This window comes from Neisseria sp. HMSC055H02 (assembly GCF_001813335.1).
Classification (GTDB): Bacteria; Pseudomonadota; Gammaproteobacteria; order Burkholderiales; family Neisseriaceae; genus Neisseria; species Neisseria sicca_C.
This window is the reverse complement of the sequence record NZ_KV812076.1, coordinates 1-23055: the sequence shown is the minus strand read 5'-3', so window position 1 is coordinate 23055 and position 23055 is coordinate 1. Positions and strand designations below refer to the sequence as shown.

Here is a 23055-nt window from a genome sequence, read left to right as displayed (position 1 = left end):
AACCCGCTCCCGCCATTCCCATGCAACTGATCAAATACCTCCAATCCCAAGGCATAGGCAGCCGCAAACAATGCCAGTGGCTGATTCAAAACGACTGTGTCGAAATCAACGATACGGTCTGCAACGACGCCAAAGCTGACATCGATCCCGCCGAAGTCCAAACGCTGCGCATAGACGGCGAAGACATCGTCGTCGTACCCATGCCTTATTTTTATATCCTGCTCAACAAACCTGCCGATTACGAAACCTCGCACAAACCGCAGCAATACCCCAGCGTCTTCAGCCTTTTCCCCGACCATATGCGCAATATCGACATGCAGGCGGTCGGCAGGCTGGATGCAGATACGACGGGCGTTTTGCTGATTACCAACGACGGGCAGTTCAACCACCGCGTTACCTCGCCGAAACACAAAGTGCCCAAAATCTACCGTGTTACTCTGAAGCATCCTGCCGACGACAGCCTGTGTGAAACGCTGAAAAACGGCGTCCTGCTGCACGACGACAACGAAACCGTCCGCGCAGCCGAAGCCGTTTTGGAAAATCCGACCACCCTGCTGATGGCCATTACCGAAGGTAAATATCATCAAGTCAAACGCATGGTCGCCGCCGCCGGCAACCGCGTCGAACACCTTCATCGGGACGAATTTAACGGACGAACGGTAGAAAATTTAGCCTCAGGGGAGTGGAAATTCATCACTGTTTGAAAATTTTGAAGTTTTTTCAAAAAAATTTTAACCATTATGATTTTTTTATTTGTTTAAAAACATGATGATATGATTGTTAAGATATCATTAACCAAACTTAACGTCATCATTCGTGAACTATTATATAATTCGCGTGTCTGAGTAACACTTGCTTCGAGAGAAGTGAGTAAGTGAGTAAGACGTTTTCCCCGTAATGTGTTTGGCCATCTATACTTTTCCCCTTAGTATAGATGGTTTTTTTTATCTTTGATTTCAATTCTTTCAGTCAAGTTCTTTCATTCAATCCTACAAACAGGAGATCGTCATGTTACTCAAAAAAGGCTTGCTTTCTACTTTGTCCATTGCACTGATACTGGGTTTTTCCGCCCAAACTGCCGATGCAGACACCCATAAACGCCACCATCCGCGAACTCAAGCCGAACATGGCAAACTGCATCCCGCCTGCAAAAAGTACCTCGACCGCCGCGCTGCATGGTACAAATACAAAGGCAACCGTGCCGAATTGAAAGAAAACCGAAAAGCCCGCAAAGCTTTCCGTCAGCTACCCTATAAAGAACAACGCATCCAATGCCGCGCCGCTTACGAAGCATTTGATGATTTCGATCAAGGCAAATTCCGCCGTTAACAATCATATCGGTAAAGGTCGTCTGAAAACGGGTTTCTATTTGAGAAAACCTGTTTTCAGACGACCTTTTGTTATATTCCTGAAATATAGTTTCCCCTATAATTCCGACTTTCCAGCCCCTATACTACCACCCGCCCCATGACCACGGACTTCGACATCCCCCTATTCCTCAAAAACCTGCCCAACCTGCCCGGCGTATACCGTTTTTCGACGAAGGCGGCAACGTTTTATACGTCGGCAAAGCCGTCAACCTCAAGCGGCGCGTGTCCGGTTATTTCCAGAAAAACGACCATTCCCCGCGCATCGCATTGATGGTGAAACAGGTTCACCACATTGAAACCACCATTACCCGTTCCGAAGCCGAAGCCCTGATTCTCGAAAACAATTTCATCAAAGCCCTGTCGCCCAAATACAATATCCTTTTCCGCGACGACAAAAGCTATCCCTACCTCATGCTCAGCGGACATCAATATCCGCAGATGGCGTATTACCGCGGCACGCTGAAAAAGCCCAACCAATACTTCGGTCCCTATCCCAACAGCAACGCCGTGCGCGACAGCATACAAATCCTGCAAAAAGACTTCATGCTGCGTACCTGCGAAGACAGCGTGTTCGAACACCGCGACCGCCCTTGCCTGCTGTATCAAATCAAGCGCTGCACCGCGCCCTGCGTCGGCCACATCAGCGAAGAAGACTACCGCGACAGCGTGCGCCAAGCGGCCACTTTTCTCAACGGCAAAACCGACGAACTGACCCGCACCCTGCAACACAAAATGCAAACTGCCGCCGCGAATCTGCAATTTGAAGAAGCCGCCCGCTACCGCGACCAAATCCAAGCGCTCGGCATCATGCAGAGCAACCAGTTCATCGACAGCAAAAACCCCAACAACCCCAACGACATCGACCTGCTCGCGCTCGCCGTTTCAGACGGCCTCGTCTGCGTACACTGGGTCAGCATACGCGGCGGGCGGCACGTCGGCGACAAAAGCTTTTTCCCCGACACTAAAAACGACCCCGAACCAAACGGACAAGATTACGCCGAAGCCTTCGTCGCCCAACACTATCTGGGCAAAAGCAAACCCGACATCATCATCAGCAACTTCCCCGTCCCTAACGCATTGAAAGAAGCCTTAGAGGGCGAACACGGCAAACAAATGCAGTTCGTGACCAAAACCATAGGCGAACGCAAAGTCTGGCTGAAAATGGCGGAACAAAACGCACAGATGGCAGTAGCCCAACGCCGCCTGCAACAAAGCAGCCAGCAACACCGCATCGACGAGCTGGCAAAAATCCTGAACATGAATTCAGACGACCTCAACCGCCTCGAATGCTTCGACATCAGCCACACCCAAGGCGAAGCCACCATCGCCTCCTGCGTCGTATACGACGAACAAAACATCCAACCCTCGCAATACCGCCGCTACAACATCACCACCGCCAAACCCGGCGACGACTACGCCGCCATGCGCGAAGTCCTCACCCGCCGCTACGGCAAAATGCAGGAAGCCGAAGCCAACGGCGAGGCCGTCAAATGGCCCGATGTCGTATTGATTGACGGCGGCAAAGGACAAATCGGCGTCGCCGTATCCGTATGGGAAGAACTCGGGCTGCACATCCCCTTGGTCGGCATCGCCAAAGGCCCCGAACGCAAAGCCGGCATGGAAGAACTCATCCTCCCGTTCACCGGCGAAACCTTCCGCCTGCCGCCCAACAGCCCCGCCCTACACCTCCTGCAAACCGTGCGCGACGAATCACACCGCTTCGCCATCACCGGCCACCGCAAAAAACGCGACAAAGCCCGCGTTACCTCTTCCCTCAGCGACATCCCCGGCGTAGGCAGCAAACGCCGCCAAGCCCTGCTCACCCGCTTCGGCGGCCTGCGCGGCGTCGTTGCCGCCAGCAAAGAAGATTTGGAACAAGTCGAAGGCATCAGCAAGGCATTGGCGGAAACCATTTACGAGCATCTGCATTGAAAGATGCACTTCAAATGCGAATCCGCCGACCTTTCTTCTTTCAAAACCTTATTTAAACCACGACTTAATCCTTGCAAACAAAGACATACTCTGTTTCTCAAAATTCTCCGCCTGTGCGGGTACGGGCAGCGTATTGCGGATGACTTTCATACAGGCAAAGGTTTGGGCGACAGGCATGATTTCGATGGAGTTGACGTTCATGTGCGCCGGACGCTGATAGAGCCACAAAGCCGTATCCGCAATGTCTTGCGGCCGGATGGATTCGACGTTCTCATAAACCTTTTCCGCCCGCTCGTCATCGCCCTTAAATCGGACGTTGGAAAACTCGGTACCGCCGCACAAACCCGGCTCGATGTTGGTGACGCGGATGTTTTTATCCGCCAATTCCGCGCGCAGGTTCATGCTGAACTGGCGCACAAACGCCTTGGTCGCGCCGTACACGTTGCTGCCCTCGTAAGCATAGCTGCCGGCAATCGAACCCAGATTCATGATATAGCCTTGTTTGCGCTCCGCCATTTGTGGCAGGATTTGGCGCGTCAGGAAAGTCAGACCGATAATGTTCGTTTGAATCATGGTTTCCCAATCGCCGAAATCTGCTTTGTCCGCCGTTTCCAAACCCAACGCCAATCCGGCGTTGTTGATCAGGCAATCGATTTCGGCAAAATTTTCAGGCAGGCTGTCGAGCGCGTTGCGTATCGACTCGGTACGCGAAACGTCCATTTCCAAAGGATAAAACCGCTCGCCCAATTCGGCCGCCAATGCCTGCAGTTTCTCGCCGCGCCGCGCCGCGCCGATAACGGAATAACCGGCCTGTACAAACGTGCGGCACATCGCCTCGCCGAAACCGGCTGACGCGCCGGTAACCAAAATCGCCATAACTATTTCCTTTCTTTTCTCGTTTTGTAAACCCATTTCAGGTATGATTACGACTTTTCAGACGACCTCTTCGGATGTCGTCTGAAAAATATGAATAACAAAATACTATCACAGGACACAAAAGCCATGAATACCAAACTCTTCTCAGCGGCGCTGCTCGCTGCCCTGACCCTTGCCGCCTGCGGTGGCGGCGCACCCGCGCAACCCAAAGGCCCGATCTCCGAAGACCGTACCACCGCGTTCAAATCCATGATGCCCGAATTCTCCGGCATGGGCAAAATGGTAAAAGGCGAAGAACCTTACGACGTGGAAAAATTCAAGCAGGCTGCGGCAACTTTTGCCGAAACCAGCAAAAAACCTTTCACCTTCTTCCAATCTGACGACAAAGGCAACGGCCGCGCCCTGCCTGCGGTTTGGTCTGATGCGGCCAAATTCAAAGCCGAAGAGGACAAATTCGCTGCTGCCGTTGAGAAACTGAACGCCGCCGCGCAAACCGGCAAGCTGGAAGAAATCAAAGCCGCTTACGGCGAAACCGGCGCAAGCTGCAAATCCTGCCACGACACCTTCCGCGCTCCGGAAGAATAAGCCGCTGCGCAGAAATACAAAAAGGTCGTCTGAAATCCGGTTTCAGACGACCTTTTGATTTTCGATGAACAGGAAAAAAGTCATATCCGAACATTGCGGACAAGTATCCCAAACCGGCTTTTTGTATCGCTGTCATTTCCTTTTTCGCGCAGACGCAAGTTGATATGACGGCATCTATTCCCGATAAGGCGCGCTTATCCCGATTTTTGCGATTTGGCGCGGCGCACGGTAATGCTTTCACCACCGATACCCCAGTTATCCATGTCCACTTCATCAATGACGACGACCGTGGTCTGCGGATTTTTATTCAACACACGGGCAAGCAGCTCGGTAACACCGCGGATAAGCTCGGCTTTCTGTTCGGCACTCGGAGCCTCGCTGCCGCCCGTTACCTTGATATTGACGTAAGGCATCATTGTCCTTTCTGAAAATGTAGTAAATTCAAATAAACCGATTCATAGCGTTTTTCTTGCTCCCGCCTGCGCAGGAAGAGGAATAACGGCTTAGAAACATCCTGTTTTTATTTTATTCCGCCTTAGGCGATGGGTTTAAAGGTCGTCTGAAAACTTTCAGACGACCTCATCATTATCGGGCATTCATCTTGTCTTCAAACGCAGCCAAAATCCGCGCGACTTCTTCCGCGTCTTTGACCGCCCTTACCGCGTCAAACAATTCCTGAGCTTCTCCAAATTCTTTCTTCATCATGCCCAGCCATTGTTTCAGGCGGGCGACGGGGTATTTGTTGTTCGCTTCTTTGGCGAGACACAAATGGAAAAATTGGTTTATCCACACCGAAACTTCGGCGAAATCGGTATCGCGGACGGTTCCGCCGTTTTCGTATTGTTTGATTTGGCGCGCCAAATCGGGGCGGATGACGGCGCCGCGGCCGAGCATGACGCTGTTGCAGCCCGTCATTTCTTTAATACCGATATAGTCTTTGAGGCTGAACACGTCGCCGTTGGCGGTTACGGGAATAGCGACGTGTTCGCGGATTTTGCGTATCCATTCCCAATGCACGGGCGGTTCGTAGCCTTCGACTTTGGTGCGCGCGTGTACGGTCAGGGCGCAGGCTCCGCCTTCGGCAATGGCGGCGGCACATTCGAGCGCAAGGCTTTTGTCTTCGTAACCGAGCCGCATTTTGCCGGTGAGCGGGATATGTTCGGGCAGGCGTTGGCGCAGGGTTTTGACGATATGGTGGATGAGGTCGGGCTCTTTGAGCAGGACGGCGCCGCCTTTGTGTTTGTTGACTGTGGGGGCGGGACAGCCGAAATTGAGGTCGATTTTGTCCGCACCGAAGCGGACGGCTTCCAAGGCGTTGACCGCCATATTTTCGGCATCGCTGCCCAAAAGCTGGACGGTACAGGGCGTGCCGGCGGGGGTCTTGTTGCCGTTGGCGATTTCGGGGGCGTATTTGAGCCAGGTGGAACGGGAATGGATGGTGTGGGTAATGCGGACGAACTCGCTGACGCATTCGTCGTAGCCGCCGATACAGGTCAGCAAATCGCGCATCACATCGTCCACCAGCCCCTGCATGGGCGCAAGGATAAGCTGCATATCGGAGGAGGTCGTCTGAAAAAAGGAAATGCGTATTGTAGCGGTATATCGGTTAAAATACACGCTTTCCACATAGACGGCGCAAGCGATGACGATGAACGAAAAAATCCGTTTGATTATCGATACCGACCCCGGACAGGACGATGCCGCAGCCATTTTGGCGGCACACGGTCTGGCACGGCGCGGCTTGGTCGATTTTTTGGGCATGACCGTCGTCGCCGGCAATGTCGGCATGGCGTTGACGGCAAAAAACGCGCGCATCGTCTGCGATTGGGCGGGCGAGGAAGATTTCCCCGTTTACGCCGGCGCAGCCAAGCCTTTATTGCGCGAGCTGGAGACGGCGGAAGCGGTACACGGCAAAACGGGCTTGGACGGTACGGCGTTGCACGAGCCGCGCTGTCCTTTGCAAAAGCAGCACGCGGTTGCATATTTGGTGGAAACTTTGAGCCGCGCCGAAGACGCTTCGATGACTTTGTGCCCGATAGGTCCGCTGACCAATATCGCGCTGGCGTTGAGCATCGCGCCGGAAGCCGTCCGCGCCATCAAACGCATTGTCTTGATGGGCGGCAATTATTTTGAAGCGGGCAACATGACGCCTGCCGCCGAATTCAATTTCTTCACCGACCCGCACGCGGCGCAAATCGTGCTGCAAAGCGGTGCACCGATTACGGTTTTGCCGCTGGACGTTACCCACAAGGCGCAAATCACTTCCGAACGCATGAACCGCCTACGTCGTCTGAAAAACGCCAACGGCAGCCGTTTGGCGGATATTTTGCAAAGTTACGAACGCTTCGACATTCAACAGTTCGGCTTGGAGGGCGGCCCGCTGCACGACCCTTGCGCCGTTATCTGTGCCGTGTTCCCCGAATTGTTTTCAGGCAGGATGTGCCGCGTGGATGTGGAGACGCAAAGCGGACTGTCCACCGGCGCGTGTGCCGTCGATTGGCACGGCACGACCGGCAAAACGCCCAACGCGCTTTGGATAACCGAAGTCGATGCCGACCGTATGTTTGAAGAACTGACCGCCGCCATTGCCGAACTGCCTTGATTTCCCGATTTTGATTTTTCAGACGACCCCTTTTCAGACGACCTCATCATGAACCCGAAAATTCCCGCCACAGCAGCCATGTTGGTCAAAAACTCGGAACGTTATCTGACCGAAGTATTGACCGCGCTTCAAGACTTCGACGAAGTTTTGCTGCTCGACAACGGCTCGACCGACCGCACCTTTGAAATCGCCGAACGCTTCACCAACGTCAGTTATTACAAATACGACTTCATCGGCTTCGGTCCGATGAAAAACCTCGCCGCCCGCCTCGCGCAAAACAATTGGATATTCAGCATAGACAGCGACGAAGTGGCAGATAGCGAACTGATTGCCGCCATCCGCAAAGCCGTGGCGGAAAACAAAGAACAAAACATCTTCTCGCTCTCGCGCCTGAACCACTACAACGGCCGCCTGATCAAAGCCTGCGGCTGGTATCCCGACATTATCCCGCGCCTTTACCACCGCCGTTTTACCCGTTTTTCCGACCGTCAGGTACATGAATCGCTGATTTTGCCGCCCGATGCAAACGTCCGTCCGCTCGAAGGTCGTCTGAAACACTATTCCTTCGAAAACGCCGAAGGGCTGATTCAAAAAATGCAGCAATACAGCTCGCTCTACGCCGAAGAAAACCGCTACAAAAAAGACAGCTCACCCTTCAAAGCCCTGTTGCACGGCAGCGTATCGTTTGTCAAAAACTACCTGCTCAAACGCGGTTTCGCCTACGGCGCGGACGGCTTGACCATTTCCATCGCCAATGCCCAAGGTTCGTATTACAAATATGTCAAACTTTACGAGCGCAACCGCAATATCAGCGTCGCCCTGATTGTAACCACCTACAACCGTCCCGACGCGCTGGAGCTGGTTTTGAAATCCGCGCTCGCGCAAACCCGCCTGCCCGACGAAATCATCGTCGCGGACGACGGTTCGCGCCAAGACACTGCCGAAGTCGTTGAGTTCATCCGCAGCCACACCGACATCCCCGTCAAACATTCTTGGCGGCCGGACGACGGCTTCCGCGCCGCCGAATCGCGCAACCGCGCGCTGGCGCAGGCAAAAAGCGACTACATCATCCTTATCGACGGCGACATGATACTCGACCCTTCCTTCATCGCCGACCACCTCAAGCTCGCACGCAAAGGCAGGCTGATACAGGGTTCGCGCGTTATCCTGACCCAAAGCCGCACCCAAGAAATTTTAGATTCCGGCGAATTGCCCGATTTGTCCGCGTTCAGCCAAGGCATAGAAAAACGCCTCTCCGCCCTGCGCTGCCGCAGCCTGTCCGCCCTGATCGGCAGACAAAGCAGCCGCAAACACAAAGGCATCAAAACCTGCAATATGGGCTTTTTCCGCAGCGATGCACTGGCCGTCAACGGCTTCGACAACCGCTTTGTCGGCTGGGGGCGCGAAGACAGCGAGTTCGTCGCCCGCCTCTTCCATAACGGCATGAAACGCCACAACCTCAAATTCGCCGGTATCGCCTACCACCTCTGGCACCACGAAGCCGAACGCGACGCCCTGCCGCAAAACGACGCCCTGCTCAAAGCCACGCTGTCCGAACAAAAAATCCGCTGCGAAGACGGCATGGACGAGTTCATAAAATAAACCGTTTTGCGCTTGTCCCCCCTCAAACGTCGTCTGAAACCTTTCAGACGACGTTTTACCTTCAAGCAGCCGTTCAACCATCAAATCTTTACTGAAACCAAACACTTGCAGTGTTATACTATTAATACAACGACAAACTACTCACACACTACGGTTACACATCATGTCCCCCCGCCCGATTACCATCACCTCATACAACATGCACAAAGGCATGTCCGCGCTCAACCGCAAAGTCCAAGTGGACAGCATGGCGGAAGAGCTTCGCGGCATAGGCTCGGATGTCCTGTTTTTACAGGAAGTGCAAGGTCAACACCTGACCCGCAGCAGCAGGCTGCCCGATTTTCCCGAAAAACCGCATTACGATATCCTCGGCGACCGCCTTTCCTACAACCGCAGCTACGGCAAAAACGCCGTATACCCGCAGCGCCACCACGGCAACGCCATCCTCAGCCGCCTGCCGCTGGAAACCCGCCACAACCTCAACATCAGCGTCAACAAACTCGAACAGCGCGGCGTACTCCATTGCGAAGTCCTGCCCGAAGGCTGGGAAACCCCGCTCGTCTGCCTCTGCGCCCACCTCAACCTGCGAGAACCCGACCGCGCCAAACAATATCGCGCCATCTTCGAATACGTCGTGCATCACATCGACCCGCAAAGCCCGCTGATTCTCGCCGGCGATTTCAACGACTGGCGGCAAAAATCCGCCCTGTCCTTAGGCAACGCCTTGAACCTGAACGAAGTATTCGTGGACAGCAACGGCAAACGCCCCAAAACCTTCCCCGCCCGCCTGCCCGTCCTCAGCCTCGACCGCGTCTATACCCGCAACTTGGAAATCCTAGACTCCCAAATCCACAACGGCAAAAACTGGCAACGCCTCTCCGACCACTTGCCCTTGAGCGTCAAAGTCAGACCCAAACTGCCTTGAACGTTCCAATACCAAAGGTCGTCTGAAAACCTGAAATCGGGATTTTCAGACGACCTTCCATATCCACGTTCCTGCCCGCCACACCGTATGAGGTTCAAATACAGGATACTTATAACATCATTCACATTCCTACTTGAATTTGCTGCAAAACGATAGAAGAATCTCTTTTATTTTCAAACCCTTTATTCCCCTATACCTCGTTTCCCGATAAAATACGCCTTTTCGATTTTGACTCTATCCGCCATGCTGACCGACCTTCAAGCCATCAACCGCCTGCTGCCGCAAACTCAGTGCCGAGAATGCGGCTATCAAGGCTGCCTGCCTTATGCACAAGCTTTGTTGCACGAGGATGCGCCTGTTAATCTGTGCGCACCCGGAGGAGAGGCGGTGATGGTCGATATTGCTGCCTTATTAGGCAAGCCGCGCGTTGCGCCGGTCAAAACGCAGCCCAAAGCCGTCGCCTTGATAGACGAAGCCGCCTGTATCGGCTGTACCGCCTGCATCCGCGCTTGCCCTGTCGATGCGATTATGGGCGCAAGCAAGTTTATGCACACTGTCATCAGCGACGAATGCACAGGCTGCGGACTCTGTCTCCCGCCTTGTCCGGTGGATTGTATCGACATGATACCTTCCGAACAGGAATACCTCCCCGCCGCACGCAGCCTGAGCCGTTCTTCCGAAGCGCGTTTCGCCGCCGCCGAACACGCGCAAAGCCGCTTTGATTGGCACACCGAACGCAAAGCGCGCGACGAGGCGGAACGCAAAGCCATGCTTGCCGAGCGCGAAGCCGCTGTTAAAGCCAAGCAGGCGCAAATTCAAGCCGAAACCAAAGCTGCGTCCAAACCTGCTTTCAATCCTATGGATTTGATTGCCAAAGCCATGGCGAAAGCACAATCCCAACAAGACAAGCTGGTTGCATCCGACAACCGTGAAGCATTCAAAAACCGGCAAATCGAAGAAGCCAAAGAGCGCGCCGAATTGCGCCGTGCCCAACGCGATGTCAAATATGGCAACGAAGAAGAAAAAGCTGCTGCGCTTGCCTACCTGCGCCGTTATAAAGCGGAGCAGGAAGCAGCCAAAGAAATACGGTGATTTGGGTGGAGAAACTTTAAAGGTCGTCTGAAATAGGTTTTCAGACGACCATCTATAGTGGATTAAATTTAAATCAGGACAAGGCGACGAAGCCGCAGACAGTACAGATAGTACGGTAAGGGCGAGGCAACGCCGTACTGGTTTAAAGTTAATCCACTATAAAAAAGATTCCGTCATTCCGGTGCAAATGAAAATCCTTATTTAATAATCGGAAATTTCCAATTACATCACTCCTACTGAGAATATTGAGAAAAACAAGCTTCCGCTTCAACAAAAAGAAGGTCGTCTGAAAACACAACATAGACAATCCCGGCGTTTTCAGACGACCTTTTTCAATCCTTCCTTATTTCTGCCAATACGTTTTCACGTTCACAAATTCATACAACCCGAATTCAGACAGTTCCCGTCCGTAACCGGAAGCCTTGACGCCGCCAAAGGGTAGGCGCAGGTCGCTGCTGGTGTGGCGGTTGATAAACACCGAGCCTGCTTGGATTTTTTCGGCAAAAGCCCAAGCGCGGCGGGTATCGGCGGTATAAATACTGGCGCCCAATCCGTAGGGCGTATCGTTGGCAAGGGCGACGGCGTGTTCCTCGTCCTTCGCCCGCAAAATCATGGCAACCGGCCCGAAAACCTCTTCATTCCAAACGCGGCAGTCGGGATTCACTTTGTCCAACACGGTGGCGGGGTAAAACCAGCCTTTTCCTTCGGGAATGAAACCGCCCGTCAAAACCTCTGCGCCGTTTGCGACTGCATCCTGTACTTGGGCGTGTACGTTTGCGCGCAAGTCTTCGCGGTGCAGCGGGGCAAGCGTGGTCGCAGTTTTTTTGGGATCGCCCGTTTGCAATTTGGCGCATTCGGCAAGAAACAGGGGGATGAAGCGGTCGGCAACGGCTTCGGTTACGACGATTCGTTTGGCTGCGTTGCAAGACTGACCCGCGTCGCGGAAACGCGAATAACAGGCTTCGACGGCGGCGCGTTCGAGATCCGCATCGGGCATGACGATGAAGGGGTTGCTGCCGCCAAGTTCGAGGACGGTTTTTTTGAGGTACATTCCCGCATGGGCGGCGAGCAGGCGGCCGGTCTGTGTCGAGCCGGTAAACGCCATCGCATCGGTGTCTTCAATGGCTTTCAACGTATCGTCGTTGTCCAACCATGCGCCAATCAACGGGAGGTCGTCTGAAACCAGTTCCAGCAGCGCAGCACTGACCCGCGCAACACTGGGCGCAGGTTTGACGGCACAAGCGTTTCCCGCGCACAGGGCTGGAATGGCAAAACGCAAAACCTGCCAGACAGGATAGTTCCACGGCATGACGGCAAGCACAACACCCAACGGCTCAAAACGCACCTGACTAAGGCTCGCCTGCGTGGCAATGGTCTTATGCGCCAGCAACTCAGGGGCAAGGCGGACGTAATATCGGATGAGCTCGACGGATTTATCCAGTTCGGCACGGCATTCATGCAGGCAGCGTCCGACTTCTTCGCAAACCATCTCCGCAAGCCGCTCCTTGTTTTGCGCCAAACGCTCGGCAAAAGCTTGCAGCAAAGCAGTCCGCCCGGTAACGCCCAACCGCGCAAACGCCTGCTGGCGTACCTTCAACGCTGCCAATTCTTGTGCAAACTCTGCATAACCCTGCGCAGGACGGCGGCAAAGCGTTTCGCCGGTATCGGCATTGATGCTGTGAAACATGGTTCGGCTCCTTTGTATGTCGGTTTTATTTTAGGTCGTCTGAAAATAAAGATGTTCTTTCAGACGACGTTTGTGCATCATCAAAGAAACGCGATTATATAGCAAACTCAGATATAACATCTCTACACAGTTCTTTTCCTTTTAATTCAGCCTGCTGTTATCTATTTAAAATAATCATAAGTTAGAATCCTAAAATAAAATTACTTGATAAAACTTTTAATTAATTTCTCTATTTTTAGATGATATTCAATCAACTCTTGTTGAGAAGGCTGCTTAGAAAAATTTCCATATTCATGTGCACTGATGCTAGGATAATAATCTACTGACAAACCATTTATGCATGAGTCAACTGCGATTGAAAAATGCGGTTCATTAAGTCTTTTTCCATTTTTTCTACCATCATCCCTTACTTGTATTCTTACTGGATTTTCATCATCCCTAATATAATTAAATTCATGATAGAATGGTTCTTCATTAAATCTTTCATATGCTTTATAGTCTTTAGAAGAAGTTATTTCTTTTGAACCGTACCTCAAAATCATTTTTTTAAGATACTTAGGATCTAAAAGGCATTCAGAATTTTTCTGAATCGAAATAGTGTCTATCATCGGCAGACCATCCTTCAATGCCTTAACAAATTTATCTTTATTCTTCCGATTAAAAGGCTCTAAAATCCAAGAATCTCCTTTGCGTTTGGCATGGACGTAAATATCAAACCTACCGCCCTTATAGATTTTTTCCTCATCCGACATCCATCTTGTTGCCGAATTTCGGGACGAACCTGCCAAATAACCGTAAGGTACGCTCAGCAACGTCCCATCCAAATCAATTTTAATATTTCTTTCAAAGCCTGTTATGGGTATCTGATTGTCCATTTCTACTTCTTCCTTATTTTCTGAAGATGGATAACAAGCTGCCAAAGCGAATGAACCCAAAACTGCTATTAGAACTGATAGCTTCTTCAATACCCTATCTTTTCCACATTCCACTTTTACTCCTTCCTGTAATAGATTTCTGATTAATCAGGCCAGCTGAAATAAAATCCATTATCAATTTCTGATTCCTGTAAAAATACCATATTCTCATAAACCAGCAATTCATTTCAAATAAACGGTATTTAATTCAAACAAACGTATCATTACAACTGTAAACATAACAAAAAAATCGCCTGAATATTTTTCAGACGACCTTTTTATATTTGATAAAATTTCTTAATACATTGTTTTATTTGTTTAAATATAATTATTGATTGTATATAAAACTATTATTTTAATTATAATTTCATTCTTGTATGATATTTTAATACTACCATCTATAACCTAATTTTGATAAATTTTGTAAATTTGATAACCGTTGATAGCATTTAAGACGATGTACAGATTTCTGCTTCCATTTTAATAATGGCATACAGAAATAAATACATAATTAGGACAAGTTTCAGTCTGCCATTTCATCGCATACAGTGATTGCTGACTTAAAACCATTCTCGCTGCGCATCGATTTTTTCGTGTATCAACTATAAGCAGGGTGGTTATATATTAAGTAAAGAATGGTGCTGCAAAATCGGATATTTCCATTTATCAATCTGTTTTTTATCCTGAATCCGCGTTAAATTAATGTTCATCCGGCTGCCTAGACAGTATAATTCCCGCCGTTTGAATCGAATATACGAGGTTTCGGATGAATCAGCTTAAATTGGCGGTTTCGGGTGCGCAGATTTTGTTTGTGGCGTTCGGTGCGATGGTGCTTGTACCGCTTCTGACGGGGTTGAACCCTGCTCTGGCATTGTTGGGCGCGGGGATTGGGACATTGTTGTTCCAATTGGTTACTCGGCGTAAGGTGCCGATTTTTTTGGGTTCTTCATTTGCTTTTATTGCACCGATTATTTACTCGATTGGTGAATGGGGTCTGCCTTCAACGATGTTTGGCCTGTTTGCGGCCGGCTTTATGTATTTTGTATTCGCAAGCTTAATCAGGTGGCGCGGGCTGGCGGCGGTTCACCGCTTGCTGCCGCCGGTAGTCATCGGACCGGTGATTATGGTGATCGGTTTGTCGGTAGCCGCTGCGGCAAGCAGTATGGCTATGGGGCAGGCTGACGGCAAACAGGTAATTGATTATGCAGACTCGTTGATTTTGTCGGGCTTTACTTTTGCGGTAACGGTCGTGGTGTCGGTTTTTGGCAGCCGCATGATGAAACTGGTGCCGATTTTGATCGGTGTGGCCTCGGGCTACACATTGGCTTTGATAATGGGCTTGGTAGATACTGCCGCCATCGTCAATGCGCCTTGGTTTGCAGTGCCTCATTTTGAAACGCCGCAAGTCAACTGGCAGGCTGCGCTGTTTATGCTGCCGGTGGCGATTGCACCTGCCATCGAGCATATCGGCGGTATTATGGCTATTGGCAATGTTACCGGTCAAAACTATACGAAAGATCCGGGTTTGGATAAGACGCTGGCGGGCGACGGCTTGGGCGTATGCGTAGCCGGTTTGATCGGTGGACCGCCGGTAACGACTTACGGCGAGGTTACAGGCGCGGTGATGATTACGAAAAACAGCAATCCTATCATCATGACTTGGGCGGCGATTTTTGCCATTGCAATGGCGTTTTTCGGTAAATTCAATGCGTTTTTAGCTTCCATCCCAATGCCTGTCATGGGCGGCATTATGCTGCTTTTGTTCGGTACGATTGCATCTTTGGGTGTTAAAACTCTGATTGATTCGAAGGTTGATTTGATGCTGCCTAAAAATCTGGTTATCGTCAGCTCTGTGTTGACAACAGGTATCGGCGGCATGGTCATCAAAATCGGTACGTTGAGCTTTGCCGGAGTGGGCTTGTGCGCAATATTGGCCATTATTTTGAATATACTGTTGCCGGATAGAGAACAATAGTCATCAGCTTGAAAAGGTCGTCTGAAATTTTTCAGACGACCTTTTTGCTTCTTTATTTCGACCAGCCTCCGCCCAATGCCTTATACAGCGATACCAGCATCTGCACCCTTGCCAGCCGCGCCGCAATCAGGTTTTCCTGCATTTGGCCTTCGGCGATATGGGCTTTGAGGGCGACATCCAGCGTTTTGTAGCCGTTGCGGAACATTTTTTCCGTATCGGCCGCGTGACGTGCCGCCTGATTATGGGCGGTTTGCAGCAGTTCGGTTTGGCGGCTTAGCGATTCCACGCCTTGATATGCGCTGTCGACTTCGCCCAACGCGGTCAGGAGCCGTTTGTCGTATTCCAGCAATGCCGTCTGAAGGCGCGCGTCGGTGGCTTTGATATTGGCTTTGATGCGGCCGTTGGTGAACAGCGGCGTCTGTATGCCCACCGACAGCAAACTTGCCCAGCCGGTCAGCGAACGGTCGCCATCCACACCGATGCGCCCGCCCTGCCCCATAAAGCTGATGGTGAAGCGCGGCAGCAAATCGGCTTTGGCACTGGCGAATTTGGCGGCATAGGCATTGACTTGAGCCACCTGCGCGCGCAGGTCGGGACGGCGTTCCAGCAAGCCTTGCGGCGTCTGCCCGCCCGGCGCGGAGGGTTGGCGCGCCAACGCATCGACAGACGATTCGGGCAGCGTAAACGTCTGCGGCACGTTACCGGTCAAAACGGCGATACTGCGCACATAAGCGGCGTATTCCGCCCCTATCGTGGCGCGTTTGGCTTCCGCTGCGGTCAGTTGCACTTTCGCCTCGTTCACTTCATAACCGCTGACATGTCCCGCCTTAAATCGCCCTTCGATATAACGCACCATCCGCCGCAAGGTGGCAACGGTTTGGTCGGCGGTTTTCAGACGACCTTGAGCCGCACGTGCTTTGAAATAATTGTCGGCAATATCACCCGCCACCAACATTTGTGCGCCATACGCCAACTCTTGTTGTCCGAGTGCGGCATAACGGGCGGCATCGGCATCGCTGCGTTTCTTGCCGAAAATATCCGGCTCCCACGAAGCGGTCAGTCCGCCGTATAGGCTGGTGCTTTGGGAATCGATGGTGTCGTCGTTTAAAGACGCAGTCTGCGGATAACGCGAGAGCAACGCTCTGGCATTGCTGTCAAGCGGGCTATCCATTTTGCTGTAATTCGCCCCCGCCTTGCCGCTCAGTCCGACGGTCGGCCCCAAATCGGCACGCGCCGCCCCCGCCACGGCACGGGCTTCGTTCAGACGGCTGACGGCGATTTTCACATCATGCCCCTGCGCCAAACCCTGCGCGATTAATCCGCTTAACACCGGATCGTTCCACTGCTGCCACCACGCCCCGATGTCCGCATCGCCCTTCGCCGCCGCATCCTGCGTAAACGTTTCGGGCAACTCAACCTGACTGTTTAACGGAACTTCTGTGTTTTTGCAGGCAGCAAGCGCCAAGACTGCGGCAATACACAATAAATGGATTTGATTGAATTTCATCGTATTTTCCTTTTTGAAAAGGTTTTAGCGTTCCGTTTTGGCGAAATTTGCTTCGCTCGTTTTCAGCGTGCGCCGCCTCTTGACAGGACGACCTTTCAGAAGATTTTTTGCGAAACCTAAATGTAAGCCTGCGGCTTACTGCCCTCTCCCTAACCCTCTCCCGCGGGGAGAGGGGACAAATTAGTCGAAACCCTAAAAACGGTTTTGTTTCACTATCCTCAATCTTCTCTCCCCGTGGGAGAGGGTTAGGGAGAGGGCAGCAAACCGTCAGGTTTGCTTTTTAGCGATCCCCAGTTTTGCAGAAGCTCTATCCGAAAAAGCCTTAACTTGTTCAAGAACGGCAAAAGGTTGTCCCGCCAGAAGGCGAACTCGGCAAGATACTTATCCAAGGCCGTCTGAACGGCATCCAATGCTTGTTTGGGTAATTTCTCACGGAAGTTCCTTTTTCGGTTTTAGTGAAACTCGCTTCGCTCGTTTTCAGAGTTCGCAGCCTCCTGGCGGGACAGCCTATCTAACCCTGCCGTTCCAACATCCCTTGAAACCGCAACAATGCCAGCCACAAGAATCCTACGCCGATACAGCCCATGATCAGCATATGCCCCCACACGATTTCAATCCCCGCGCCGCGGAACAGGATGTCTTGCGAAAATTTGACGAACTGCGTCAGCGGCCAATATTCGCTGATCAGTTGCGCCGCGTGCGGCATGTTGCTGCGCGGGGATGCGCCGCCGGCAAACAGGTTCATCACGATATACACCGGCAGCATCAGCATACCGAACTGTCCCATCGTCGATGCGAACGTGGCAATCATGATGCCCAGCGACGCCACCGAAAACAGGAACAACGCCAACCCTACCGCATAAAGCGGCACCGAACCGATGAGCGGCACGCCTATGCTCAAATGCACGATAAACCACAGCGACGACAGTGCCGCCACCCAAATCACGGCGGCATTTGCCAGCACTTTGCCCATCATCAGTTCGAACGCATTGACCGGCATCACCAGCAAATGCTCGATTGTACCGCGTTCGCGTTCGCGGATAACCGCTGCCCCCGTCAATAAAATCAGCAACATACACGACATCGATCCGATTTGCGAAGTCGGCATGAACCACGCGCTTTCGCCGTTGGGATTGTAATAAGTATTGATGACGGGGCTGATTAACTCCGGCCGCGTCACGCCGGTGAATTCGTAAATTTCGCGGTTGATAATTTGCGAAAGATACGAAGCGCCCACCCCCGCCTGCGTCATCGACGTCGCATCAACCAAAAGCTGCAAATCAGGATTGCGCCCCGCCGCCATGTCGCGCTGAAAATTGGGCGGCACTTCCAAAATAAAGGTGAACTCGCCCTTATCCATCAATTCGTCCGAATCCTCGCGCCGCACGTCCTCTACCAGTTTGAAAAACGGATGTTGCACGGCATCGCGGATACGCATGGACAAAACCGAACGGTCTTGGTCGATGATGCCGACGGTGGCATTTTTCAAATCCGCGCCCACCTGCGCCATCTGATAAATCGTGGCTGTAAAGATATACCCAATCAGCACCATCAGCACCGGATCAGTCAGCACGCTGCGGAACTCTTTGAGCATCAGGGTCAGAATGTTTTTCAGGGTACGCATGGGGATTCCTGTTTAAACGCTATGGATGAAGGTCGTCTGAAAACCTTATCTGTTCTTCAGACGACCTTTGTACAGTACATCGCCTACTATCTGGTTCTTTATGGGAATCACCAAACTTACCGCAACAGTACCGCCATACTGCAAAAATTTTCACAGGCAACATTTTCCGAAACGCAATTTTTTGTTTAAGCCCGCAACGTAAGTCAACTGCTTAATCACCAAGATATTCGTATAATCTTCAAGCGCACGGATACTGTGTGTCTCGCCGGGTTCGATCCGGACGATTTGCAGGCCTTCGGTATGTAAAGTTTCAGACGACGTCGAGATTTGCGCACTACCGTTCAACACAATCAACAAAATAATCGCTTCGGCTTCATAGGGCGGAATTTCATTGTCTTTCTGCAAAGAAAGCTGGACGATTTCCTGATCAGTATCACTGCTGATCACCCCGCCCAACAAGGCTTTGGGATCTAAGGTATATTGTTTCATCATCGCTCCTTTTCTATTTTTACATTTTCAAAAATTAAGAACATACATATGGCCGTTTTCACAGTATATATTCTTGAAAACCAATATTTAGGGCAGCATATCGGTATAAAGTTCTACTCAAACAGCCCCTTTGATAAATTACCAGTACAGGTACAATCATTGTTGAAACAGGGAGACCTAACGGATTTAATTTAAAAGGCCGCCCGAATAATCGGGCGGCCTTCAATTTGTTCATCAGAATGCAATATAAGTGGCAGGATTGACCGGTTTGCCGTTTTGACGGACTTCGAAGTGAAGTTGAGTACGGTTGGCATCGGTATTACCCATTTGTGCAATGGTTTGTCCGCGTTTGACATTTTGTCCTTCATTGACGAGCAGACGTTGATTGTGTCCGTATGCGCTCAAGAATGAGGAGTTGTGTTGGATGATGACAAGGTTGCCATAACCGCGCAAACCCGAGCCTGCATAAACCACTTTACCGTCTGCGGCAGCTACGACGGGCTGACCCGCATTACCGCCGATGTCCACGCCTTTATTGCTGCCGCCAAAGTTGGCAAGAACGTTACCGTTGGTCGGACGTTGCCATGTAATGCCGCTGACTGTACGGGTTGCACCGGTAGCAACTGTCGGCGTATTAAGAGGTGCAGGAGCAGGCTTGGCAACGGGTGCAGGTGCAGAATATGACGGTTTGGCTGCCGCAGTCGAAGCAGGGGCAGTATAACCGGCCGGTTTGACGCGCAGATTTTGTCCGATGCTGATGTTGTTGTCAGTCAAACCATTCCATTCACGCAGATTGTCTTGGGTAATATGGTAGCGTTTGGAAATATTGTAAACGGTATCGCCACGGACAACAGTATGCGTCGCCGCATTGATGTCAACCGGCGCATAGGACGGAATATAGGCACCGCCGGAAACAGGTGGCGTATAGCTACTGTTGGCAGCCGGAGCAGAAGGAGGAGTATAAGGGGCATCGTTGGCTGCCGGCGCATTTGTGCCGTAAGGGGTCGCACCATAAGGATTGGAAGAAGTACCGGAACCGGCATTACCGACGACGACGGGGGCGGGTTGCTGGCTGGTACATGCGCCCAATGTCAGGGCGAAAGCGGCATAAAATGCGGTTTTTTTCAACATAATCGATGACCTTTATATCGGGGTTATTGTCTTGATTGGTGCATATCATAATAAAAATAAGCCCGCCCCTCAAGTATCGGGGCGGTTAGGGACTGTTAAAATCGGCTTGCCGCGCCTGTTTCAGAACAAAAAGATCGTCTGAAAACACTCGGCAAAAAAAACAGAAATCTGTGTGCTTATCCCTCTTTACCGTCCTGCCAAAATCCGCTGACTGCATCCATATGGCGGTAGGAAGTCAAATCGATTTGCAGCGGTGTAACCGTGATAAAGCCCGCCTCACACTCCCCGAAATCCGTACCTTGCTCCCGATCAGAAATATCGCCGACGGGACCTATCCAATAAATAGACTCACCGCGGGGATTCTTCATCGGGATAACGCTTTGCTCATGATGCCGCCGCCCCAACCGCGTTGTTTTGATACCTTGTACCGCATCCGGCGGTACGGCGGGAATATTGATGTTCCAAAGGACAGGCGTTTTAGGAGGATTTTTCAACAACCGCTCCAATATCATCCAAGCGGCCTGTTCTGCCGTCTGCCAATAACGCCCCCGCGTATCGTTCAAAGACAACGCAACGGCAGGAATGCCCATCAGGAAGGCTTCGGTCGCTGCGGCAACCGTTCCCGAATAAAGCGTATCGTCTCCCATGTTCGCACCATTATTGATGCCTGAAAGAACCAAATCGGGTTTAAAATCCGAAAGCACATGGCAACCCACATGAATACAGTCGGTGGGTGTACCGTCAACATAATAAAACCCGTTTGCCGCCTGCTTCATTTGCAAAGGGCGGTCGAGCGTCAAAGAATTGCTGACGCCGCTTCGGTCGCGTTCTGGGGCAACGATGCGGACATTGGCAAACTCCGCCGCTACCCTCGCCAAAATGGCTATGCCCTGCGAAGAGTACCCGTCGTCATTGGAAATCAAGATATTCATTGTTATAGCTCTCTGAAAAGGGATGCTATTGTATCGCCCCCATACTGCGGCCGTCTATCCGAAACACTCATGAAAAAGGTCGTCTGAAACCAAATTTAGTTTCAGACGACCTTTTGTTTTTTCGCATTACAGATTTTTCAAGCGCGCAATGCGGTTATCCAACGAAGGGTGCGTACTCAGCAGGGAATCTTTGGCATCGCTGGCAATACCCATCGCATTCATCTGCTCGGGCAAATCACTCGTGCTGCCTTTCAAACGTTGCAGCGCGGCAATCATTTTATGCGCACCAACCAACTTGGCGGCACCCGCATCCGCACGGTATTCGCGCTGACGGCTGAACCACATGACGACGATGCTTGCCAAAAAGCCGAACACAATCTGCAACACCATGCTCACCATAAAATATGTGCCTTGCGAAGTGCTGCCGTCGTTATTGCGGGCAATCATGCCGGAAACGACGCGTGCCAAGAAAACCACAAACGTATTGACGACACCCTGTATCAGCGTCAACGTAACCATATCACCGTTGCCGACGTGCGCCATCTCGTGCGCCAAAACCGCTTCGACTTCGTCCCGGGTCATATGATCGAGAAGGCCGGTACTGACGGCGACTAAGGAGCTGTTGCGTGTCGCGCCGGTTGCAAAAGCATTCGGCTCAGGAGAATGATAAATCGCTACCTCAGGAGTTTTGAGACTCCATTGACGGGCCTGCGCTTCAACAGTTGCCAAAAGCCATGCTTCTTCTTCGCTGCGCGGTTGAACGATAACTTCCGCACCCACCGAGTTTTTAGCGATGGTTTTGGACATGAGCAAAGAAATAATCGAACCGGTAAAGCCGACGACGGCAGAATACGCCAGCAGGCTGCCGACTTGGTCCGTACTGTTGATACCGAGGACTGCCAAAACAATCCGGATGACGACTAAAACCGCGATATTGGTTACGAGAAACAGAAAGACACGTTTCACCAGTGTTCCTTTAAATTTGTTTGTTATGTAAAAAATGAATTCTTCAAATACCTTGCAAAAGGCAATGTATTTTCTCAAAAAGTCTCGCCTACCGAAACACCTTATTGGGAAAAGGTATGCAAATCCAAATACACTTTTGGTTACCCACTCGCAATATTATGCTGTCAAACGTCATCCAGCGTTCAGTTGCACTGCCCCACTGCCGCCGGATAAACCGATACCTGCGTCTGCGTCAGGGCAAACAGGTTTTCAAGCTGCGTTTGCGCCTGGCGGTTGGCGTGATCCAAAATTTGGGCTTTGCACGCGCTGGCGAGAACTTGTTTTTTGGCTTCGTCCTGCACGGTTTTGAACACTGCCTTATCCACGGGCAAAAGGTTGAACGAGCCGGTTTGGATGTCGTACACCTCGATATTTTCCAAATCGACGCTGAGGATTTCTACGGGCGGCAGGCTGATGAGGACTTTTCCGTCCACGATATTGACGTTGTCGGCGTGAAGTTTGTCCAAATCCAAGCCCGCCAACACTTTGCCGCGCACGATAAACAGACCGCTTTGCGAGTCCTGCCACAATCTGCGCCAGTCGCCTTTTTTCTCGGTGCGGATGATGGTGTCGATGTAAAAAGCCGTGCTTTCCAAGCGGTTCATCTGCTTAATCTGCATCAAAACGCCTTCGCGCGAAATCGCTTCATGGGCGTTGTCGTTGCGGTGCTGGGCATAAAACCAGCCGCCCGCTGCTGCGACTGCGCAAAAAATAGATATTAAAATCAATCGGTAAACCATTTTCATCAGGTTAGACCCTTTTCGGTTGCGTTAAACTTATAGTGGATTAAAATTGCAATGATACGGC

At 51.4% G+C, this 23055-nt stretch carries 20 protein-coding genes and 2 pseudogenes; 10 read left to right on the top strand and 12 right to left on the bottom strand.

What is annotated here, in order from left to right:
- Positions 1-20 precede the first annotated feature (20 nt).
- The 3 genes and pseudogenes from HMPREF2907_RS02850 (at position 21) to uvrC (ending at position 3302) form a co-directional block, all read left to right on the top strand.
- Positions 21-704, top strand: coding sequence for a 16S rRNA pseudouridine(516) synthase (locus tag HMPREF2907_RS02850; protein ID WP_070679851.1), 684 nt, complete (start codon positions 21-23; stop codon positions 702-704).
- Positions 705-1008: 304 nt separating this feature from the next.
- On the top strand, positions 1009-1329 hold the full coding sequence (locus tag HMPREF2907_RS02845; protein WP_049227409.1) for a hypothetical protein: 321 nt from the start codon (positions 1009-1011) through the stop codon (positions 1327-1329).
- 138 nt (positions 1330-1467) lie between these two features.
- Positions 1468-3302, top strand: a pseudogene (gene uvrC / locus HMPREF2907_RS02840) (excinuclease ABC subunit UvrC).
- Positions 3303-3350: 48 nt separating this feature from the next.
- On the opposite strand, the gene HMPREF2907_RS02835 reads toward uvrC, so the two are convergent.
- Positions 3351-4178 carry an SDR family oxidoreductase gene (locus HMPREF2907_RS02835; protein WP_070679848.1) on the bottom strand — a complete coding sequence of 276 codons (828 nt, stop codon included), beginning with the start codon at positions 4176-4178 and terminating at the stop codon, positions 3351-3353.
- Between the two features lie 126 nt (positions 4179-4304).
- Between HMPREF2907_RS02835 and HMPREF2907_RS02830 the strand changes: the two genes are divergently transcribed.
- Positions 4305-4763, top strand: a complete 459-nt coding sequence (locus HMPREF2907_RS02830; protein ID WP_070679845.1) for a c-type cytochrome — start codon at positions 4305-4307, stop codon at positions 4761-4763.
- 194 nt (positions 4764-4957) lie between these two features.
- Here the strand turns inward: HMPREF2907_RS02830 and HMPREF2907_RS02825 are convergent, their stop codons facing one another.
- Positions 4958-5176, bottom strand: a complete 219-nt coding sequence (locus tag HMPREF2907_RS02825; protein ID WP_070679842.1) for a tautomerase family protein — start codon at positions 5174-5176, stop codon at positions 4958-4960.
- A gap of 172 nt (positions 5177-5348) precedes the next feature.
- A complete protein-coding gene (locus HMPREF2907_RS02820; RefSeq protein ID WP_070679839.1) occupies positions 5349-6317 on the bottom strand; it encodes a tRNA dihydrouridine synthase in 969 nt (322 codons plus the stop codon).
- An 88-nt stretch (positions 6318-6405) separates the two neighbouring features.
- On the opposite strand from HMPREF2907_RS02820, the gene HMPREF2907_RS02815 reads away from it, so the two are divergent.
- From HMPREF2907_RS02815 to HMPREF2907_RS13470, 5 genes and pseudogenes are all read left to right on the top strand, one after another.
- Entirely contained in the window at positions 6406-7365 is a 960-nt protein-coding gene (locus HMPREF2907_RS02815; RefSeq protein ID WP_083310657.1) for a nucleoside hydrolase, read from the top strand.
- A 48-nt stretch (positions 7366-7413) separates the two neighbouring features.
- On the top strand, positions 7414-8967 hold the full coding sequence (locus HMPREF2907_RS02810; protein WP_070679836.1) for a glycosyltransferase family 2 protein: 1554 nt from the start codon (positions 7414-7416) through the stop codon (positions 8965-8967).
- Between the two features lie 163 nt (positions 8968-9130).
- Complete coding sequence (locus HMPREF2907_RS02805; protein WP_070679833.1) at positions 9131-9892, top strand: endonuclease/exonuclease/phosphatase family protein; 762 nt, start codon at positions 9131-9133, stop codon at positions 9890-9892.
- Between the two features lie 243 nt (positions 9893-10135).
- Positions 10136-10984 (top strand): RnfABCDGE type electron transport complex subunit B, encoded by an 849-nt coding sequence (locus tag HMPREF2907_RS02800; RefSeq protein ID WP_070442508.1) that lies wholly within the window; start codon positions 10136-10138, stop codon positions 10982-10984.
- Between the two features lie 47 nt (positions 10985-11031).
- Positions 11032-11143: pseudogene (locus HMPREF2907_RS13470) on the top strand (IS5/IS1182 family transposase); the annotation flags it as partial.
- Between the two features lie 184 nt (positions 11144-11327).
- Here HMPREF2907_RS13470 and HMPREF2907_RS02795 read toward each other — a convergent pair.
- Positions 11328-12671, bottom strand: a complete 1344-nt coding sequence (locus HMPREF2907_RS02795; RefSeq protein WP_070679829.1) for an aldehyde dehydrogenase family protein — start codon at positions 12669-12671, stop codon at positions 11328-11330.
- Between the two features lie 200 nt (positions 12672-12871).
- On the bottom strand, positions 12872-13660 hold the full coding sequence (locus HMPREF2907_RS02790; RefSeq protein WP_318258990.1) for an RTX iron-regulated FrpC family protein: 789 nt from the start codon (positions 13658-13660) through the stop codon (positions 12872-12874).
- Between the two features lie 691 nt (positions 13661-14351).
- Here HMPREF2907_RS02790 and HMPREF2907_RS02785 point away from each other — a divergent pair.
- Positions 14352-15560: a uracil-xanthine permease family protein gene (locus HMPREF2907_RS02785; protein ID WP_070679826.1), complete on the top strand. Its 1209-nt coding sequence runs from the start codon at positions 14352-14354 to the stop codon at positions 15558-15560.
- Between the two features lie 52 nt (positions 15561-15612).
- Here HMPREF2907_RS02785 and HMPREF2907_RS02780 read toward each other — a convergent pair whose 3' ends face one another.
- The 7 genes from HMPREF2907_RS02780 to HMPREF2907_RS02750 all read right to left on the bottom strand — a co-directional run bounded on the left by HMPREF2907_RS02780 (position 15613) and on the right by HMPREF2907_RS02750 (position 22994).
- Entirely contained in the window at positions 15613-17067 is a 1455-nt protein-coding gene (locus HMPREF2907_RS02780) for an efflux transporter outer membrane subunit (RefSeq protein WP_070679822.1), read from the bottom strand.
- A 511-nt stretch (positions 17068-17578) separates the two neighbouring features.
- Positions 17579-18691: an ABC transporter permease gene (locus tag HMPREF2907_RS02775; RefSeq protein WP_070679819.1), complete on the bottom strand. Its 1113-nt coding sequence runs from the start codon at positions 18689-18691 to the stop codon at positions 17579-17581.
- Between the two features lie 150 nt (positions 18692-18841).
- On the bottom strand, positions 18842-19180 hold the full coding sequence (locus HMPREF2907_RS02770) for a cupin domain-containing protein (protein WP_039405562.1): 339 nt from the start codon (positions 19178-19180) through the stop codon (positions 18842-18844).
- 234 nt (positions 19181-19414) lie between these two features.
- The gene (locus HMPREF2907_RS02765) at positions 19415-20311 is read right to left on the bottom strand and encodes a peptidoglycan DD-metalloendopeptidase family protein (protein WP_060974780.1); all 897 of its coding nucleotides are present in this window, start codon (positions 20309-20311) and stop codon (positions 19415-19417) included.
- A 176-nt stretch (positions 20312-20487) separates the two neighbouring features.
- A complete protein-coding gene (gene surE, locus HMPREF2907_RS02760) occupies positions 20488-21243 on the bottom strand; it encodes a 5'/3'-nucleotidase SurE (protein WP_039405567.1) in 756 nt (251 codons plus the stop codon).
- Positions 21244-21369: 126 nt separating this feature from the next.
- Positions 21370-22209 carry a protease HtpX gene (gene htpX, locus HMPREF2907_RS02755; protein ID WP_039405570.1) on the bottom strand — a complete coding sequence of 280 codons (840 nt, stop codon included), beginning with the start codon at positions 22207-22209 and terminating at the stop codon, positions 21370-21372.
- A gap of 182 nt (positions 22210-22391) precedes the next feature.
- Positions 22392-22994, bottom strand: coding sequence for a DUF4230 domain-containing protein (locus tag HMPREF2907_RS02750; RefSeq protein WP_039405574.1), 603 nt, complete (start codon positions 22992-22994; stop codon positions 22392-22394).
- Positions 22995-23055: the final 61 nt, after the last annotated feature.

What these genes read in the sequence shown, in the direction of transcription:
- HMPREF2907_RS02835 (WP_070679848.1), bottom strand. Translation starts at nt 4,178, where the DNA reads ATGGCGATTTTGGTTACCGGCGCGTCAGCCGGTTTCGGCGAGGCGATG.
- HMPREF2907_RS02825 (WP_070679842.1), bottom strand. Translation starts at nt 5,176, where the DNA reads ATGCCTTACGTCAATATCAAGGTAACGGGCGGCAGCGAGGCTCCGAGT.
- HMPREF2907_RS02810 (WP_070679836.1), top strand. Translation starts at nt 7,414, where the DNA reads ATGAACCCGAAAATTCCCGCCACAGCAGCCATGTTGGTCAAAAACTCG.
- HMPREF2907_RS02815 (WP_083310657.1), top strand. Translation starts at nt 6,406, where the DNA reads ATGACGATGAACGAAAAAATCCGTTTGATTATCGATACCGACCCCGGA.
- HMPREF2907_RS02775 (WP_070679819.1), bottom strand. Translation starts at nt 18,691, where the DNA reads ATGCGTACCCTGAAAAACATTCTGACCCTGATGCTCAAAGAGTTCCGC.
- HMPREF2907_RS02780 (WP_070679822.1), bottom strand. Translation starts at nt 17,067, where the DNA reads ATGAAATTCAATCAAATCCATTTATTGTGTATTGCCGCAGTCTTGGCG.
- HMPREF2907_RS02800 (WP_070442508.1), top strand. Translation starts at nt 10,136, where the DNA reads ATGCTGACCGACCTTCAAGCCATCAACCGCCTGCTGCCGCAAACTCAG.
- HMPREF2907_RS02805 (WP_070679833.1), top strand. Translation starts at nt 9,131, where the DNA reads ATGTCCCCCCGCCCGATTACCATCACCTCATACAACATGCACAAAGGC.
- HMPREF2907_RS02795 (WP_070679829.1), bottom strand. Translation starts at nt 12,671, where the DNA reads ATGTTTCACAGCATCAATGCCGATACCGGCGAAACGCTTTGCCGCCGT.
- HMPREF2907_RS02845 (WP_049227409.1), top strand. Translation starts at nt 1,009, where the DNA reads ATGTTACTCAAAAAAGGCTTGCTTTCTACTTTGTCCATTGCACTGATA.
- HMPREF2907_RS02765 (WP_060974780.1), bottom strand. Translation starts at nt 20,311, where the DNA reads ATGTTGAAAAAAACCGCATTTTATGCCGCTTTCGCCCTGACATTGGGC.
- HMPREF2907_RS02770 (WP_039405562.1), bottom strand. Translation starts at nt 19,180, where the DNA reads ATGAAACAATATACCTTAGATCCCAAAGCCTTGTTGGGCGGGGTGATC.
- HMPREF2907_RS02750 (WP_039405574.1), bottom strand. Translation starts at nt 22,994, where the DNA reads ATGAAAATGGTTTACCGATTGATTTTAATATCTATTTTTTGCGCAGTC.
- surE (WP_039405567.1), bottom strand. Translation starts at nt 21,243, where the DNA reads ATGAATATCTTGATTTCCAATGACGACGGGTACTCTTCGCAGGGCATA.
- HMPREF2907_RS02850 (WP_070679851.1), top strand. Translation starts at nt 21, where the DNA reads ATGCAACTGATCAAATACCTCCAATCCCAAGGCATAGGCAGCCGCAAA.
- HMPREF2907_RS02830 (WP_070679845.1), top strand. Translation starts at nt 4,305, where the DNA reads ATGAATACCAAACTCTTCTCAGCGGCGCTGCTCGCTGCCCTGACCCTT.
- HMPREF2907_RS02820 (WP_070679839.1), bottom strand. Translation starts at nt 6,317, where the DNA reads ATGCAGCTTATCCTTGCGCCCATGCAGGGGCTGGTGGACGATGTGATG.
- HMPREF2907_RS02785 (WP_070679826.1), top strand. Translation starts at nt 14,352, where the DNA reads ATGAATCAGCTTAAATTGGCGGTTTCGGGTGCGCAGATTTTGTTTGTG.